Source organism: Nonomuraea soli, from assembly GCF_013761175.1.
GTDB lineage: Bacteria > Actinomycetota > Actinomycetes > Streptosporangiales > Streptosporangiaceae > Nonomuraea > Nonomuraea soli.
Window position 1 is genome coordinate 167,160 of the sequence record NZ_JACDUR010000004.1, and the last position, 15,538, is coordinate 182,697.

Sequence of the window (15,538 nt, forward strand, 5' to 3'; positions counted from 1 at the left end):
CATGAACCATCCCTGGGTCGTGTACTTCCTCGCCTACCTGGGCGTGCGCATCCACCGAGCTCGCACCGCGCCGAGCCGCGGTGCCTCCGCCGTGGAGTGGGTGATCATCACGGCGATCATCGCCGGGGTCGCGCTCGGTCTGGCGACGCTCATCAAAACGCTCGTCGAGCAGAAGCAGAGCGAGATCCAAGGCAGCTTCGGCGGAGAGGGCGGCGGTGACGAGTGAGACCGTCGCCCGCCGTCGCGAGCGCGGTGCCACCGTCATCGAGCTGGCCCTGCTCATGCCCGTCATCCTCGCCGTCTCGCTGCTGGTCGTGCAGGTGACGTTGTGGTTCCACGGGCGCCAGGTGGCCGAGGCCGCCGCCCGGGAAGGGGCGCGGGTCGCCCGCTCCTCCTCCGACGGCGGATGGGAGGCCGATGCGGTCGACAAGGCCAGGGCCATCGCCGCCGCCGTGGGGCCGAAGCTGCTCTCCGACCTGCGGGTGAGTGTCGCCGAGCGCGAGGGCGACGAGCGGTGGGTGACGGTGACGGGCAACGCCGTCCAGGTGATCCCGCTGCTGCCGGATCTCACGTTCACGATCACCGCTCACTCGGGCGGGCCGGTGGAGTGTTTCCGCCCTGACGACGGCAGCAACAGCTGCGAGGCGGGGGGGACCCCATGACGGCGGTCCACGCGGTGGGGCACAAGGGCACGTCGTGCGGTCGCGAGAGCCGTGCGGAAGGTGCGCCCGCGCGCCGCGGCAGGTCAGCCGATCGCGGGTCGATGGCGGTCGAGACCGTGATGCTCGCCCCCGTCTTCCTCCTCTTCCTGATGTTCCTCGTCGGCGCGGGCCGCCTGGTCGAGGCGCAGGGCGAGGTGAGCGGGGCGGCGCGCGACGCCGCGAGGGCGGCGTCGGTGCAGCGCACGATGTCCGACGCCGAGCAGGCCGCGCAGAGTACGGCCACGCACGCCCTGGAGGGCCGGTGCGTCTCCCCGCAGGTGTCGCTGGCCGGATCCCGATGGGAGGAGGGCGGCCAGGTCACGGTGAGGATCGCCTGCGAACTCGACCTGGGCTTCCTCGGCTTCACCGCGACGAAGGAGCTGACCGGCACCTCGGTGGTGCCCCTGGAGACGTTCCGGAGGGTCGAGTGAGGAGGCGGGACCGCGGTTCGATGTCGGTGTTCACCGTGCTGTTCTCGGTCGTGGTGTTCCTGCTGGCCGGGCTGCTGGTCGACGGTGGCGCGGCGATCAACGCCCGGTTGCGCGCGGCCGATGTGGCCGAGCAGGCGGCCAGGGCGGGCGCCGACCGTGTCGACGTGGAGCACCTGCGGGAGACGGGCGAGGCGAGGCTGCTCGGCGGCGGGGAGGCGTGTGCCAGGGCTTGGGAGGTCGTCGACGCGCACGGCTCCGATGCGCTGCAGGCGGGCACGTGCGAGGTGGGCGACGGCAACACGACCGTGACGGTGACCGTACGGGCCGAGTGGACGGCCTTCTTCCTGGGAGCGATCGGGTTCCCCGGGTCGTGGATGGAGGGGCGCGCGACGGCGGGGCCGGACGCGCGGTGACAGATGGTGCGCGGTGACAGGCGGTGCGCGGTGAGGCGGCCCCGTGGGGACCTGAGCCTGATGGCGAGATAGACCGAAACCCACCACTCGGTGGCGTTGAGGACGGTCCAACGAAGACGCTGGACGGGAAAGGAGTGGCGATGCCGTCGGGTAAGAGCCCTGGGCAGGCACGCCCCGGAGCGTCGCGGCCACGAGCGGGCGGGCCCGGGCGCGGCAGGGGTGCGCCGGTGCGCATCCCGCAACGCCGTACGGCAGGAGACGTGCTCGCCGGGCTGGGCGCGCTGGTCGTGCTGGCGCTGCTCGTCGGCGGCGTGCCGTACGCACTCCTGACCCTGGCGGGACCGCCGATCTCTCCCGAGCTGCTCGACCTCGACCTGTTCACGAGCACGGTGGGTCCGAGCACGATCATCGCGGTGCTGGTGCTGCTGGTCTGGCTGGCCTGGTTCCAGCTGGTGGTGTGCGTGATCGTGGAGGTGTACGCCGGGGTGCGGCGGGTCGGCATGCCGGCCAGGGTGCCGCTGTCCGGAGGCACCCAGGCGCTGGCCAACCGGCTGGTCTCGGCGGTGCTGGTGTTGTTCACGGCGGGCGCGGTGGCGGTGCCGATCGCACACATGGGCAAGCCGGTGCCGGTCAGGGTGGCCCCGGTGGCGTACGCGGCTCCGGTGGCCGAGACGGCGACGCTGGAGACGTTCCGGACGACGAAGAAGGTCTACGTGGTGCAGCCGCCTCACGGGAGGCACCACGAGAGCCTGTGGGAGATCGCCGAGAAGTGCCTGGGGGATGGGCGGAGATATCCGGAGATCTACCGGCTCAATCAGCACAAGGCGCAGCCTGACGGGACACGGCTGCAGATGGCGGATCTGATCCGGCCCGGGTGGGTGCTGGACATGCCGGACGACGCGCGCAACGTGCACGTCGTGCCGAGCGAGCAGAAGCGGGCCGAGACGCTGGAGCTGCACCCTGGACGGGCCAAGGTGGTCGACAAGCCCGAGCCCAGGACCGGGGTGGAGGTGGGTGGCAAGAGCCTCGACCTGACACCGCCCGCCCAGCGCACCCAGGAGCCCCGGGAGGAGAAGCCGTCCCAGGAGCCCGCTCAGGAGCCGGCGACCGAAAAGCCGCGAGCCGAGGAGCCGCGAGCCGAGGTGCCGCGAGCCGAGGAGCCGGGCGCTCAAGAGCCGAGCGCTCAAGAGCCGAGCGCCGAGAAACCCGAGACCGAGAAGCCGCAGGCCGAGAACCCGCAAGCCGAGAAACCGCAAGCCGAGCAACCGGCCCCCGACGAGTCCACGCCCGGCCTTGACCTGGTCGACTACCTGGCCGGTGCGTCGCTGGCCGCCGCCGGTCTCCTGCTCATCCTCGGCCGCCGCCGCAGGGAGCAGCTCTGGCGCCGAGCCTTCGGCCACCGCGTCGCCCGCCCGAGAGACGACGCCGCCAAGGCCGAGACGGCCCTGCGCCTGGGCGCCGACGCCCCGGGCACGAGGATGCTCGACACCGGCCTCAGGCTCCTGGGCGCCGAGCTGGCCGCCCAGGACCGCACGCCTCCCACGGTCTACGCCGCTCACCTGTCGCCCCGCCGCCTCGACCTGTGGGTGCATCCGCCCCAGCAGAACGCTCCCGCCCCCTGGCAGGCGACCGACGGAGGCCAGATCTGGCGCCTGGCCGCCCACGAGGGCAGGCTGCTGGAGGAGCAGCCGGGCGGCGCGCCGTACCCTGGCCTGGTCTCGCTGGGCACCAACGGCGCGGGCAGGGTCCTGGTCGACCTGGAGGCGGCGCAGGGCCTGATCAACATCACCGGCCCCCAGACCACTGCGGCGCTGGCGGCGCTGGCCGTGGAGCTGGCGACGAACCGCTGGTCCGACCGTATGCGGGTCACTCTGGTGGGTTTCGGCGAGGAGTTGACCGCGATCGCACCCGACCGCATCAAGGCGGTCGGCAGCCTGGCCGAGGTCCTGCCCGATCTGGAGGCCACCGCCGCCCCGCGCGAGCAGGTGCTGAAGGGCCGCGTGACCGGCAGCCCGCGTGACGCCCACTACCTGCTGTGCGCGGTCACGCCGACGCACGACGAGGTCAGGCGCCTGGCGTTGCTGGCCAAGAACGACACGGCGGGCTACGTGGTCGCGGGCGAGATCGCCCACGCGACGTGGACGGTCGAGATCATCGACGACGGCCGGGCGAAGCTGCCCGAGCTGGGCCTGGAGGTCACCGCCCAGCTCCTGCCGCGCAGGCACTACAGGGCGCTGGTCGACCTGTTCGTCACGGCGGAGAACATGGACGGCGAGGCGGTGCCGGAGGCGGAGGCGCTCGACATCCTGCACCCGCCGATGGTGGAGATCAGGATGCTCGGCCCGATCGAGGTCATGGGTGCGGAGGCGCTGGAGGACGGCCGCATGGATCTGGCGGCCGAGCTGCTGGTCTACCTGGCCACGCATCCGGGCGGCGTGCATCCGGTGGTGCTCGGCGGGGTGTTGTGGCCGCGCGGGGTGCAGACGATGGTCCGCGACGCGACGATCGCGCGGGTGATCGACTGGCTGGGGCCCGACCACCTGTTCACCGACGAGGCGGGCAGGCTGCGGCTGGGGCCCGGGGTGCGCACCGACTGGGCGCTCTTCCGCGAGCTGGTGCGCCGTTCGCATCACGATCACTCGGCCCGTGCCGTCCTGCTGGAGCGGGCGCTCGGCCTGGTCAGGGGGCCGCTGCTGAGCGGCCGTCCGCGCGGGCGCTACGCGTGGCTGGCGGCCGACGAGCTGGAGTACGACGTGAGCGCGGGTGTGGCCGACGCCGCGCATCGCCTGTGCGAGGTGCGCCTGGCGCACGGCGAGCCGGAGGGTGCGATCGCGGCGGTGCGCGCGGGCCTGCTGCTGGCCGCCGACGACGAAGGGCTCTGGCGCGACCTGCTGCGGGCGACGCACGCGACGGGCGACGTCGTACGGCTGCGCGCGGTGGTGGAGGGCCTGACGCGCCGTTCGGCTTCGCATCCGTACGGCTCGGGCCTGGCTCCCGAGCCCGAGGCGCTGATCGACGAGTTGCTGCCGTCGTGGCGCATCCACGTGGTGAGGGAGTCGACGGCGTGACCAGAGTCCTGTTGCTGCTCCTGCTCGTGGCGGGGTGTGCCGGCCCCGACAAGCCGTTTACGCCCCGCCAGGCCGAGCGGCCCACCGGGCAGGCGGTCGCCAGCACCCCCAGCGCCGAAGTGATCACGATCGACGAGCAGATGTCGGTGTCGGTGGAGTGGCCCGCGGGCGCCGACACCACGATGCTCAGAGCCTTCACCGACCTCTACCTCGACTCCTGGCGTTCGGTGTTCACCGGCTCGCAGGCCTACCTGGAGCTGGTCGAACCTCCGGCCAGCGCCCAGGCCCACGACTGGGTGAAGAGCTTCGACGGCGCCAAGGTCAAGGGCTCGGCCCGGCTGTACTCCCTGCGGGTCAGCGCCGTCGTCGACGACGGCGCCGAGGTCAACGCGTGCGTCGACGAGACGGGCGTGCGCCTGCTCAACCGCAGCGGCAACGTGCACACCCGCCAGCCCCGCTGGACCCGCACCCCCTACCTGCAGGCCGTCGTCCTCCACAAGGGTCAGGACGGCACCTGGCGGGTCAAGGACTTCCGTCACGATCTGAAGGGATGCGCCTGATGTTGCGCCTGCTGATGGCCGGCCTGCTCCTGCTGGACCCCGGCGGCCCCCGAGGAGAGGGCTTCCAGGACGACCGTACGGCAGGCGTCAAGCTGGAGAACTCCGACATCGTCATCACCGGCAACGGCGCCCGCGGCGGCAGGGCCGACGGCTACCGGGTCAAACGCCCGTGCTGGTACGAGCCCGGTCCCGACGCCGGCCAGATGGCCAAGACCCAGGAGGAGCTGCGCGCCCAGTGGTTCCACCAGAACCCGCGCGGCACCGAGGAGCAGTTCCAGAAGTTCCTCAAGCAGTTCAAGGACAAGGTCGGCCAGCAGGGCCGCTGGTGGAAGCCCGCCTACAACGCCAGTGATCCGAAGGGGTACGCCTGCTGGGGCGGGCTGAACCCGTTCGTGTGGGTGCCGCCGGGCGCGACCCCGCCTGCCGGGATCACGCTGGAGGAGCTCTACCAGATCGCCCGCGCCGCGCTCACCGTGCCGGAGCCGCGGATCAAGCTCAATCCCGACGCCAAGAGCTACGTCAACCTGCCGACGTGGGTGTGGCTCGACGGGGTGGGCCAGACGTCGCGTTCGGTGACGGCGACCTTGCCGGGCATCATGTCCGCGACGGTCACGGCGCAGCTGGAGGACATCAAGATCGACGCGGGCACCAAGGACGCCGAGGTCCGCGAGAACTGCGGCAGCGCGGGCAGGCCGTACGTCAGGGGAGGCGAGTTCACCTGCGGCGTGCGATACCTGCGCGCGTCGATCAACGAGCCGCGCAAGGTCTACGTGCTGACGGTGACCACGGTCTGGCCGGTGGAGGCGGACGCCGACGACGACGTGGTGCCGTTCGCCTACGACCCGATCGAGGCGGGCGGCACCCGCGACGTCCCGGTGGGCGAGGTGCAGAGCACGGTCCAGGGCCGCTAGACCCCGGACCGTGCGGCGGGCACCTCAGCGAACGCCTTCGTGCTGCAGCAGCCATTCCTTGACGTGGGTGCCGTAGTAGTAGCCGCCGAAGCCGCCGGTGGTGGGCAGCACCCGGTGGCACGGGACGAACGGGGCGATGAGGTTCTGCGCGCAGGCGCTGCCCGCCGCTCTGGCGGCCGTCCTGGGCAGGCCGGCGCGTTCGGCCAGTTCGCCGTACGACACGGTGGTCCCGGCCGACACCTCGCGCAGCGCCTTGTGCAGCGCCTTGCGGGTGCTGCTTCCCGGCTGCTCGACGGGGATGTCGTCGATCGCCTCCAGCTCGCCGCCGAAGTAGCGGGCGACCTTGTGCGAGATGTCGCCCAGGTCGGCGACCCGCTCAAGGCCCTCCGACCGGAGCGACGGCGACAGCCGTGCGAACATCTCCTCCGGGTCGGCGGTGAAGCCCGCCGCCACCAGCACGCCGTCGCGGGTCAGCAGGGCCAGGGGGCCGATCGGGGTGGTCTCCACGCTTGCCTTGATCATGATGCACTCCACAGGTGAAGGGCGGCGTAGGCCCGCCAGGGCCGCCACCGCTCGATGTGATCGTCGGGGATGTCGAGGGCGGCCATGCGCTTGCGCAGCACCAGGTCGCCATCGGGCCAGGCGTCGGGGTCGCGCAGGGCGCGCAGCCCGATGTAGCCGGCGGTCCACGGGCCGATGCCGGGCACCTCCAGCAGGGCGTTGAAGGCCTCGCCCGGCTCCTGGCCGCCGTCGAGGTCGATCTCGCCCTCCGACACCCGCTCGGCGAGCGCCTTGAGGGTGGCGACCCGTCTGGTGGTCATGCCCAGGCCGGTCAGGTCGGCGTCGGCCAGGCTCTCCGCGGTCAGGAAGCCGGTCCTGGCCACGATCCTGCCCAGCAGGGTGCGTGCTCCCGCGACCGAGATCTGCTGGCCGACGACCGCCCTGACGGCCATCTCGAAGCCGTCGAAGGCCCCCGGCACCCGCAGGCCGGGCCTGGTCGCGACGAGCGGGGCCAGCGAGGTCTGGGCCAGGGCCTCTCCGATGGCCATCGGGTCGGCGTCGAGGTCGAGCAGCCGCCTGGACCTGGCCACCAGCCTCGACAGGCATCGGGTGTCCTCGACGGTGGCGTCGAGGGTGATGTGGCCTTCATGCGGGGTGAGCGTGATCGTCCCACCGGGTACGGCACGCGTGTAGCGGGTCGTGTCGGCCTCCTCCAGGCCGGGAATCGCCCTGGCGGCCAGGAAGCGGAAGATCGCCTCGGCGTCGTAGGGGTCGCGGCGGTGCAGCTTGAGCCGCAGGCTCGCCGTACCTCCGTCGGTGGGCGGGGTGGCGGCGCCCGCCCCGCGCGCGGTGGCGCGCAGCTCGCTGGGCGTGAATCCGTACGTGTCGCGCATCGTGGCGTTGAACTGGCGCACGCTGCCGAACCCGGCCGCGAACGCCACGTCGGTGACGGGCAGGTCGGTCTCGGTGAGCAGCTGCTTGGCCAGCAGCAGCCGCCTGGTGCGGGCCACCGCCAGCGGTCCGACGCCGAGTTCGGCGACGAACAGCCGGTGCAGGTGCCGTTCGGTGATGTGCAGGCGGCGGGCCAGGCCGGCCACGCCCGCGTCGGCGGAGCCGTCGTCGATGAGCCGCAGGGCCCTGCCGACGAAGTCGCCGCGCACGTCCCAGCCGGGGTCGCCGGGCGACAGCTCGGGTCGGCACCGTTTGCAGGGACGGAACCCGGCCGCTTCCGCGGAGGCGGCGTGCCGGTAGAAGCGCACGTTGCGCGCCGCGGGGGTGCGCGCCGGGCAGATCGGCCGGCAGTAGATCCTGGTGGTCTTCACCGCCGTGTAGAACCGCCCGTCGAACCGGGCGTCCCTGGCGGATACCGCGCGGTAGCAGGCGTCGAAGTCGAGGTTCTGAGCGGTCATGTGCATGACTCTACGGCGCTGGAGTACCCTGCCACTGGCGGGAATCGGACCCGACCGTGAAACGGCAGGTCAGCTGGTCAGGACCGGTGACTGGCGGAATTCGGACCGCGCCAGCGGCAGCCAGCTGAGGGCCATGACGGCGGCTCCCGCCCACAGTGCCGCCGTGACGCCGAACGCCTCGCCGATCACCCCGGCCAGCAGTCCGCCGATGCCGACGGCGCCCATCAGGATCAGGCGCATCGTCGCGTTCATGCGCCCCTGGAGCTCGTCGGGGGTGACCCGCTGGCGGAAGCTGACCAGCATCACGTTGTTCATCCCCGTCCGGAAGGTGAGCACGAACCAGCCCGCGGCGGCCACCCAGATCGCCTGCTCGGCGAACGGCACCAGGAACGCGGCGGGCGTGGTGGTGAGGCTGACCAGCCAGACCGCGCGGGCGTTGCCCAGCCACCGGCCCATCACGTGCGCCAGCGACGAACCGGCCAGGACCCCGGCGCCACCGACGGCCAGGAACAGCCCGAGCAGCCACGCGGGCCTGATGACCATCGGCAGCAGCACCGACATCAGGGGGAAGCCGACGTTGACCATCGCGCCCTGCAACGCGATCGGCCGCAGCACCGGGTGGTGGACCACGAAGCGCACGCCCTCGGCGACCTGCGGGCCGAGCCGTTCCCTGCCGGGCGCCGGCGCGGGCGAGGGCAGCCTGCGCAGGAACAGCGCGGAGACCAGGTAGGAGACCGCGTCGATGACGATCGCCAGCGGCGGCCCGGCGAGCCCGACCAGCACGCCGGCGAAGCTGCGCCCGGCGATGTCCATGCCGGCGCTCGTCCCCACCAGCAACGAGTTGGCCTTGGTCAGGCCGTCGCGCCCGACGATGTGGGGCAGCACGCTGTGCGAGGCGACGTCGAAGAAGAGCGTGCCCACGCCGGTCAGCATCGCCACCAGGTACAGCTGCCAGATCGTCAGCCCGCCCAGCCACCACATCAACGGCAACGATCCCAGAAGGACGGCACGCGCCAGGTCGGCCGTCACCATCACCGGCCGCTTGCGCACGCGGTCGATCCAGGCGCCGGCGGGAAGTCCCGTCACCAGGACGGTGATCGTCGCCAGCGAGCTGAGCAGCCCCAGCTCGGCGGCTCCGGCGTCCAGGGCGGTCACGGCGAGCAGGGGAAGGGCGACATAGCTGATCTGGGAGCCGAACTGGCTCACCGCCGCCGACAGGTAGAGATTGCGAAAGCTCATACGCCCAACGCTGCTCATGGCCGCCATGAGCCGCTATTAATTAAGTGTGGAGCTAATCTTCACCACGCAGGACGTGGCCAACACCCGCTTCGCGATCTCCCCGCTCTGGGAGGTCGTGGCCAGCGTGCGCGTGGTCAAGAACCCGGCCGCGCACTCCCTGCTCAGGCCCTGGGCCGAGCAGGTGTCCAGGCGGCTGCGCGACGTCGACTGGCGGCTGCTGTCGGACCTGGTCCCGGTGCCCACGCCCTACATCCCCGGCTTCGTCTGCCCGCCGCCCGCCACCTCGGTGCCCGACCTGGAGGTGGAACTGGCGGCCATGCGGGCGCTGACCGACGACCTCACCGACCTGCCCGACACCCGGCACACGCGGGCGCTCCTGGCCGATCCGGAGCGCGGCCTGGAACGGCTCTCGGAGGAGATCAGGAACTACTGGGCCGCCGCGATCGAGCCGTACTGGGCCCGCATCGGCGCGCTGCTCGAAGGCGACGTGCTCTACCGTGCCCGCACGCTGGCCGGGCACGGCCTGCGGCAGATGCTGGCCGACCTCGACCCCGGGGTGAGCTGGGAGGGGGAGCGGCTGCGGCTGCCCAGCGTGCACTGCACGGGCGAGCGGCCCCTGCGCGGCATGGGGCTGCTGCTGGTGCCGTCGGTCTTCACCTGGCCGCGCGTCTTCTCCGTCACCGCGCCGCCCTACCAGCCGACCGTGCGCTACCCGCCGCGCGGCCTGGCCACGTTGTGGGAGCACGCCGAGGTCGAGCCGCCGCAGGCGCTGGCCGCGGTGCTGGGCCGTACGAGAGCCAGGTTGCTGGCCGAGCTCGACCAGCCGGCCTCCACCCGCGAGCTGGCCCAGCGCACGGGCCTGACCGAGCCCGGCGCGAACCAGCACCTCACCGCGCTGCGCAAGGCCGGGCTCTGCTCGGCGCACCGCACCGGGCGCTTCGTGCTCTACGCCCGTACGGCGGTCGCCGAGACGCTGTTGCGTCAGGACGCCCGCGCGTAGCGGGCCCGGCTCACTTCGACGAGATGCCCACGCCCAGGTCGAACTCCCGGTAGACGCGCGCCCAGAAGCCGTCGCGCAGCCACACCCTGGCCTCGGGGTAGGGGCGCAGCGAGTGGCCGAGCTCCTTCTCCGCCTCGATGAGCAGCTCGGTGTCGATGACCGTGGGCAGGATCGGCCCGGGCAGCAGGTCGCGGATGTTGTCGCGGCCGCGGGTGAGGATCCACTTCTGCGCGACGTGCTCGCCCACCTCCTCGACGCGAGGCCGGGAGGGCCCGAGCTTGGCCACCTGGCCGGGCTTGAGCGAGGGCTTGACCGGCTGGGTGCGCCCAGCGAAGACCTGGGCGGGCGAGGGCGTGGCCACCGTCGGGGCGACGACGGGCACGGGCTGCGGAGCACGGTTGAAATAGGGACGCAGGAAATCGGCCGAGATGACCTCAACAGTGTCGGACTCCCACACCAGGCGCTCGGCCTGGTTGGTGCCGTACGGCGGCTCGACACCCCACAAGTGGATCCGCACGCCGTACGCCTGCGCGGCCTCGACGGCGGGCACCATGTCCTCATCGCCCGCAAGCAGGATCGTGTCGGTCACGGCGTGGTGCCTGGCCAGGGCCTCAAGGTCGCTCCTGATCTGCGCGTCGACCCCCTTCTGCTGGCCACGGGCGTTCAGGTTGCCAAGACGGACCTTGACCCAGGGCAGCTGGGCGATGACCCGCTGGTCAACGGTGGGCACTCGGTCGCGGGCGGCGTCATACCAATAGATCCGCAGAAGTTCGCCGGAAATTTTCACTTCGGCATGTTTCTGCAGGGCCTGGATCAGCTCATCGGCGGCCACCCGATATTCCTTGCGCTCCTTGGCCCCAAGGAGCACTTCACCTGCGGCAGCGTACAGATAACCGACATCCACGAGCACGGCGTACTTCGCTGCGACAGGATGCGGCGTGAGGTCTGGGATGGCCATGTGTCCTCCAGGCCGCGACTTAGTTGATCGGCTGACTATATACGCCTATTTTCTAGATACTCCCAAGTCTCGGGGAAGTTGACACCCGATTCTTCGGATCCAACTATGGTAGGGCGCTGTTCCGCCATGCCGACTTCCCTGGCACCAGCTGCTTACGCATGGATCTGGCAGGGTTTCGCCATGATTCGGGCTTCGCCTCTGTCGCGGTCGCGGGGTTCTCGCCGCGCGCGGCCAGCACGGCGACCAGCGCGGCGATCTCCTCGGGTGTCGCGTCGCCGCTGACGACCTGCATGTGGTTCACAGCGGGATGTTCCCATGCTTCTTCGGCGGCAGCGAGGCCCGTTTGTTGCGCAGCGCCCTGAGGGCCTTGACCACCTGGGCCCGGGTTTCGGATGGCCGGATCACGGCGTCGACATATCCGCGTTCGGCGGCGATGTACGGGTTGGCCAGGGTGTCTTCGTACTCCGTCACCAGCCGGGCGCGCTCGGCGTCGGGGTTCTCGGCCCCGGCCAGCTCGCGGCGGTAGAGGATGTTGACCGCGCCCTGGGCGCCCATGACCGCGATCTGCGCGGTGGGCCAGGCCAGGTTGATGTCGGCGCCCAGGTGCTTGGAGCCCATGACGTCGTAGGCTCCGCCGTACGCCTTGCGGGTGATGACCGTGACCAGCGGCACCGTGGCCTCGGCGTAGGCGTAGAGCAGCTTGGCGCCGCGCCTGATGATTCCGTTCCATTCCTGATCGGTGCCAGGGAGGAATCCCGGTACATCGACAAATGTCAAGATTGGAATATTGAACGCATCACAAGTGCGAATAAATCGGGCCGCCTTCTCCGATGCGTTGATATCGAGGCATCCCGCGAAATGCATGGGCTGGTTGGCCACCACCCCGACGGGCCGCCCGTCCACGCGTCCGTATCCGACCACGATGTTGGGCGCGAAGAGCGCGTGCACCTCCAGGAACTCGTCGACCACGTGGTCGATGACCTGGTGCATGTCGTAGGGCTGGTTGGCCGAGTCGGGGATGATCGCGTCGAGCTCGGGCACCGGCTCGTACGTCTCGACGGGATCGTAGGCGGGCGCCTCGTCGAGGTTGTTCGAGGGCAGGTAGGACAGCAGTGCCCTGACGTACTCCAGCGCGTCCTTCTCGTCGGAGGCCTGGTAGTGCGCCACACCCGACTTGGTGTTGTGCGTGTGGGCGCCGCCGAGCTCCTCGAAGCTGACCTCCTCGCCGGTGACGGTCTTGATGACGTCGGGCCCGGTGATGAACATCTGCGAGGTCTGGTCGACCATGACGACGAAGTCGGTGAGCGCGGGGGAGTAGACGTGGCCTCCCGCCGCCGCCCCCATGATCAGCGAGATCTGCGGGATGACTCCGCTGGCGTGCACGTTGCGCTTGAAGATCTCGGCATAGAGGCCGAGGGCGACCACGCCCTCCTGGATGCGGGCGCCGCCGCCCTCGTTGATGCCGATGATCGGGCAGCCGGTCTTGACCGCCAGGTCGAGGATCTTCACGATCTTCTCGCCGTAGACCTCGCCGAGCGAGCCGCCGAACACCGTGACGTCCTGCGAGAACACGCAGACCTGGCGGCCGTCGACCGTGCCGTAGCCGGTGATCACGCCGTCGGAGTACGGCCGGCGGTTCTCGAGCCCGAACATCGTCGAGCGGTGCCTGGCGAACTCGTCGAACTCCACGAACGAACCCTCGTCGAGCAGCGCCAGGACCCGCTCGCGCGCGGTCATCTTGCCCTTGGCGTGCTGTTTCTCCACCGCGGCCGCGGACCCTGCGTGCGCGGCCTCGTCGAGGCGCCGCTCCAGGTCGGCTATCTTCCCTGCCGTGGTGTGAATGTCGATCTCGGCGCTCATACGCACCAGGCTAGTACGTGTTCTACCTGCGGTTGAAGATCATAGGGCCGCTCGTCGGGAACCTTCTCGCTCTAGGCTGGCGGGTATGACAGTGGACGCGGTTCGCACGCACGGGCTGGCCAAGCGCTTCGGCCGCCAGGTGGCCGTGGCCGGGGTCGATCTGACGGTCCCGGCGGGCAGCTTCGCGGGCCTGGTCGGACCCAACGGCGCGGGCAAGACCACCACGCTCAGCATGATCACCGGCCTGCTCCGGCCCGACGGCGGCGGCGCCGAGGTCGCGGGCTTCAACGTCTGGCGCGATCCCGTCGAGGTCAAGGCGCGCATCGGGGTTTTGCCCGAGGGCCTGCGCCTGTTCGAGCGGCTGTCGGGGCGCGAACTGCTCATCTACAACGGCCGGCTGCGCGGGCTCCCGCGCGCGGAGGTCGCGGGACGGGCCGAGGAGCTCCTGCGGGTCATGGACCTGACCGAGGCGGCCGACAAGCTCGTCGTCGACTACTCCACGGGCATGCGCAAGAAGATCGGCCTGGCCGCCGCGCTGCTGCACAACCCGTCGGTGCTCTTCCTCGACGAGCCGTTCGAGGGGGTCGACCCGGTCAGCGCCAACACCCTGACCGAGGTGCTGCGCCGCTTCACCGCCTCCGGCTCCACCGTCATCTTCTCCAGCCACGTCATGGACCTGGTCGAGCGGCTGTGCGACTGGGTGTCGGTGATGGCCGGCGGGCACATCGTCGCCCAGGGCCCGCTGGACGAGGTCCGAGCCGGGCGCAGCCTCAACCAGGCCTTCCTCGACCTCGTCGGGGGCGGCAGCCGCGACTCCGGCGACGAGGGGCTGAGCTGGCTGGGGGCCCAGCGGTGAACACCTTCCGGCTGTTCGCCGGGCTGAAGCTCAGGCTGATCGCGGGCAACCTGCGCGGAGCCGTCGAGCGCAAGGTCGGCTTCGTCTTCACGCTCATCGCCGCGGCCTTCGTGGCGGGCATCGGATTCCTGTCGATGTCGGCGATCCGCTTCGCCGAGCCGGATCTGGCCGCCGACCTGGGCGTCGTCGTGTTCAGCGCGCTCGTGGTCGGCTGGGCGGTCATCCCGCTGCTGTCCTTCGGCGTCGACGACACCCTCGACCCCTCCAGGCTCTCGCTCTTCCCCCTGCGCACCAGGGAGATGGCGATCGGCCTGTTCGCCGCCTCGGCGACCGGGGCATGGCCGCTGGCCACCCTGATCGCCCTGCTCGGCGGCGTCGTGGGCCTGTCGCGCGGCCTGGCGGGCGCGCTCGTCGGCATCGCCGCCGTGCTCCTGGTGTTCGCGCTCTGCCTGGTGGTGTCGCGGCTGATCACCACGGCGCTGTCGAGCGCGCTGCGCTCACGCAGGGGCCGCGACGCCCTGGCCGTCGCGGCGATCGGGATCGTGCTGCTGTTCCAGCTCCCCAACGTGATCGTCAACCGGGGCGTCGGCGACCCCACGGCGCTGCTGCACGGCGCGGCCGGCGTGCTGCGCTGGACCCCGCCTGGCCTGGCGGCCACGTCGATCTCGACCGGCAACCCGCTGTGGCTGGTGCCGGTCGCCGCCGCGATCGTGCTCATCGGCTGGTTGTGGATCAAGGCGCTGGCCCGTGCCCTGGTCACGCCCGACTCCAGCAGCCAGGCCGCCTCGGTGCGCGGCTCCACCGGGCTGCTCGACCGCCTGATGCCCGACGGCCCGCTCTCGGCGGTCGTCTACAAGGAGCTGCGCTACATCCGCCGCGACCCGCGCTTCCGGGTGGGCTGGCTGGTCTCGCTCGTCGTCGTCGGGGTGCTGGCCTTCTCCCAGAGTGGCGGCGACTCGACGGCCGGTCCCGGCCTGGTGATCTGGCTCACCTGCCTCGGTGCGGTCATGATCGGAGCGCAGCAGCAGTTCGGCAACATGTTCGGCGCCGACGGGCGTGCCCTGTGGATGAACGCGGTGGTGTACGCGACCGACCGCGACCTGCGCACCGACCTGCGCGGGCGGCACCTGGCCGCCACCACGATCGCGGTGCCGCTCATCGCCGTGCTCGCCGTGGCCGCCGGAATGTTCACCGGCGCGACGTCAGGAATTCTTCCCGCCATGCTCCTGGGCTGGGGACTGCTCGGCGTGGCGTTCGGATCCGGCGCTCTGACCAGCGTGCTCGTGCCGTACACCATCCCCGACCGGCTCAACGCCTTCACCGGTGCCGCGCCCGGCCAGGGCGGGCAGGCCTTCCTGGGCTCGATGGGGGCGATGATGGCGACCGGGGTGGTCGGGCTGCCGATCATCGTGCCCGTGGTGCTCGGAATCGGCTGGATGGGCGTGGTCGCCCTGCCGTACGGCGTGGCGATCGCCCTGCTCGGTGAGCACCTGGCGGCGAAGATCGCCCGGATGCGCATGCCGGAGATCCTGGACGCGGTCACGAAGGCCGCGTGAGCAGTGGTCTAGTCCAATACCTGAGACCGGTATCCAGCGTTCGAGAAGGCCTCGCTACTCTCGGACCTATGGTTG

16 protein-coding genes are annotated in these 15,538 nt (G+C 71.1%); 10 read left to right on the forward strand and 6 right to left on the reverse strand.

The genetic code is table 11. The annotated features are described in order from the left end of the window. The first annotated feature begins 1 nt into the window (after position 1). From HNR30_RS19230 to HNR30_RS19260, 7 genes are all read left to right on the forward strand, one after another. On the forward strand, positions 2-226 hold the full coding sequence (locus HNR30_RS19230; protein WP_181611294.1) for a hypothetical protein: 225 nt from the start codon (positions 2-4) through the stop codon (positions 224-226). Then, positions 216-662, forward strand: a complete 447-nt coding sequence (locus HNR30_RS19235) for a TadE/TadG family type IV pilus assembly protein (RefSeq protein ID WP_312894501.1) — start codon at positions 216-218, stop codon at positions 660-662. Before HNR30_RS19230 ends, HNR30_RS19235 begins: the two co-directional genes overlap by 11 nt. Then, entirely contained in the window at positions 659-1,132 is a 474-nt protein-coding gene (locus HNR30_RS19240) for a TadE/TadG family type IV pilus assembly protein (RefSeq protein WP_181611295.1), read from the forward strand. Before HNR30_RS19235 ends, HNR30_RS19240 begins: the two co-directional genes overlap by 4 nt. Further along, positions 1,129-1,545 carry an Rv3654c family TadE-like protein gene (locus HNR30_RS19245; RefSeq protein ID WP_312894502.1) on the forward strand — a complete coding sequence of 139 codons (417 nt, stop codon included), beginning with the start codon at positions 1,129-1,131 and terminating at the stop codon, positions 1,543-1,545. Before HNR30_RS19240 ends, HNR30_RS19245 begins: the two co-directional genes overlap by 4 nt. A gap of 140 nt (positions 1,546-1,685) precedes the next feature. After that, on the forward strand, positions 1,686-4,613 hold the full coding sequence (locus HNR30_RS19250; protein ID WP_220133776.1) for a BTAD domain-containing putative transcriptional regulator: 2,928 nt from the start codon (positions 1,686-1,688) through the stop codon (positions 4,611-4,613). After that, positions 4,610-5,173, forward strand: coding sequence for a hypothetical protein (locus tag HNR30_RS19255; RefSeq protein WP_181611296.1), 564 nt, complete (start codon positions 4,610-4,612; stop codon positions 5,171-5,173). Before HNR30_RS19250 ends, HNR30_RS19255 begins: the two co-directional genes overlap by 4 nt. Continuing rightward, positions 5,173-6,084: a hypothetical protein gene (locus tag HNR30_RS19260; protein WP_246378885.1), complete on the forward strand. Its 912-nt coding sequence runs from the start codon at positions 5,173-5,175 to the stop codon at positions 6,082-6,084. Before HNR30_RS19255 ends, HNR30_RS19260 begins: the two co-directional genes overlap by 1 nt. A 24-nt stretch (positions 6,085-6,108) precedes the next feature. On the opposite strand, the gene HNR30_RS19265 is transcribed toward HNR30_RS19260, so the two are convergent. From HNR30_RS19265 to HNR30_RS19275, 3 genes are all read right to left on the reverse strand, one after another. Beyond that, complete coding sequence (locus HNR30_RS19265; RefSeq protein WP_181611298.1) at positions 6,109-6,606, reverse strand: methylated-DNA--[protein]-cysteine S-methyltransferase; 498 nt, start codon at positions 6,604-6,606, stop codon at positions 6,109-6,111. After that, complete coding sequence (locus HNR30_RS19270) at positions 6,603-7,994, reverse strand: DNA-3-methyladenine glycosylase 2 family protein (protein WP_181611299.1); 1,392 nt, start codon at positions 7,992-7,994, stop codon at positions 6,603-6,605. The genes HNR30_RS19265 and HNR30_RS19270 overlap by 4 nt, the downstream gene beginning before the upstream one ends. Positions 7,995-8,063: 69 nt before the next feature. Continuing rightward, entirely contained in the window at positions 8,064-9,233 is a 1,170-nt protein-coding gene (locus HNR30_RS19275; RefSeq protein WP_246378886.1) for an MFS transporter, read from the reverse strand. A 46-nt stretch (positions 9,234-9,279) separates the two neighbouring features. Between HNR30_RS19275 and HNR30_RS19280 the strand changes: the two genes are divergently transcribed. Next, entirely contained in the window at positions 9,280-10,233 is a 954-nt protein-coding gene (locus HNR30_RS19280) for an ArsR/SmtB family transcription factor (protein WP_181611301.1), read from the forward strand. Positions 10,234-10,243: 10 nt separating this feature from the next. On the opposite strand, the gene HNR30_RS19285 is transcribed toward HNR30_RS19280, so the two are convergent. The 3 genes from HNR30_RS19285 to HNR30_RS19295 all read right to left on the reverse strand — a co-directional run bounded on the left by HNR30_RS19285 (position 10,244) and on the right by HNR30_RS19295 (position 13,051). Continuing rightward, the gene (locus tag HNR30_RS19285) at positions 10,244-11,191 is read right to left on the reverse strand and encodes an NYN domain-containing protein (protein ID WP_181611302.1); all 948 of its coding nucleotides are present in this window, start codon (positions 11,189-11,191) and stop codon (positions 10,244-10,246) included. A 103-nt stretch (positions 11,192-11,294) separates the two neighbouring features. Then, complete coding sequence (locus tag HNR30_RS19290) at positions 11,295-11,483, reverse strand: acyl-CoA carboxylase epsilon subunit (RefSeq protein ID WP_181612111.1); 189 nt, start codon at positions 11,481-11,483, stop codon at positions 11,295-11,297. 5 nt (positions 11,484-11,488) lie between these two features. Continuing rightward, positions 11,489-13,051: an acyl-CoA carboxylase subunit beta gene (locus tag HNR30_RS19295; RefSeq protein ID WP_181611303.1), complete on the reverse strand. Its 1,563-nt coding sequence runs from the start codon at positions 13,049-13,051 to the stop codon at positions 11,489-11,491. A gap of 85 nt (positions 13,052-13,136) precedes the next feature. Between HNR30_RS19295 and HNR30_RS19300 the strand changes: the two genes are divergently transcribed. After that, on the forward strand, positions 13,137-13,907 hold the full coding sequence (locus HNR30_RS19300) for an ABC transporter ATP-binding protein (RefSeq protein ID WP_181611304.1): 771 nt from the start codon (positions 13,137-13,139) through the stop codon (positions 13,905-13,907). Continuing rightward, on the forward strand, positions 13,904-15,463 hold the full coding sequence (locus tag HNR30_RS19305; protein WP_181611305.1) for a hypothetical protein: 1,560 nt from the start codon (positions 13,904-13,906) through the stop codon (positions 15,461-15,463). Before HNR30_RS19300 ends, HNR30_RS19305 begins: the two co-directional genes overlap by 4 nt. Positions 15,464-15,538 lie beyond the last annotated feature (75 nt).

What these genes read in the sequence shown, in the direction of transcription:
- HNR30_RS19230 (WP_181611294.1), top strand. Translation starts at nt 2, where the DNA reads ATGAACCATCCCTGGGTCGTGTACTTCCTCGCCTACCTGGGCGTGCGC.
- HNR30_RS19240 (WP_181611295.1), top strand. Translation starts at nt 659, where the DNA reads ATGACGGCGGTCCACGCGGTGGGGCACAAGGGCACGTCGTGCGGTCGC.
- HNR30_RS19250 (WP_220133776.1), top strand. Translation starts at nt 1,686, where the DNA reads ATGCCGTCGGGTAAGAGCCCTGGGCAGGCACGCCCCGGAGCGTCGCGG.
- HNR30_RS19260 (WP_246378885.1), top strand. Translation starts at nt 5,173, where the DNA reads ATGTTGCGCCTGCTGATGGCCGGCCTGCTCCTGCTGGACCCCGGCGGC.
- HNR30_RS19265 (WP_181611298.1), bottom strand. Translation starts at nt 6,606, where the DNA reads ATGATCAAGGCAAGCGTGGAGACCACCCCGATCGGCCCCCTGGCCCTG.
- HNR30_RS19270 (WP_181611299.1), bottom strand. Translation starts at nt 7,994, where the DNA reads ATGACCGCTCAGAACCTCGACTTCGACGCCTGCTACCGCGCGGTATCC.
- HNR30_RS19275 (WP_246378886.1), bottom strand. Translation starts at nt 9,233, where the DNA reads ATGAGCTTTCGCAATCTCTACCTGTCGGCGGCGGTGAGCCAGTTCGGC.
- HNR30_RS19285 (WP_181611302.1), bottom strand. Translation starts at nt 11,191, where the DNA reads ATGGCCATCCCAGACCTCACGCCGCATCCTGTCGCAGCGAAGTACGCC.
- HNR30_RS19290 (WP_181612111.1), bottom strand. Translation starts at nt 11,483, where the DNA reads ATGCAGGTCGTCAGCGGCGACGCGACACCCGAGGAGATCGCCGCGCTG.
- HNR30_RS19295 (WP_181611303.1), bottom strand. Translation starts at nt 13,051, where the DNA reads ATGAGCGCCGAGATCGACATTCACACCACGGCAGGGAAGATAGCCGAC.
- HNR30_RS19300 (WP_181611304.1), top strand. Translation starts at nt 13,137, where the DNA reads ATGACAGTGGACGCGGTTCGCACGCACGGGCTGGCCAAGCGCTTCGGC.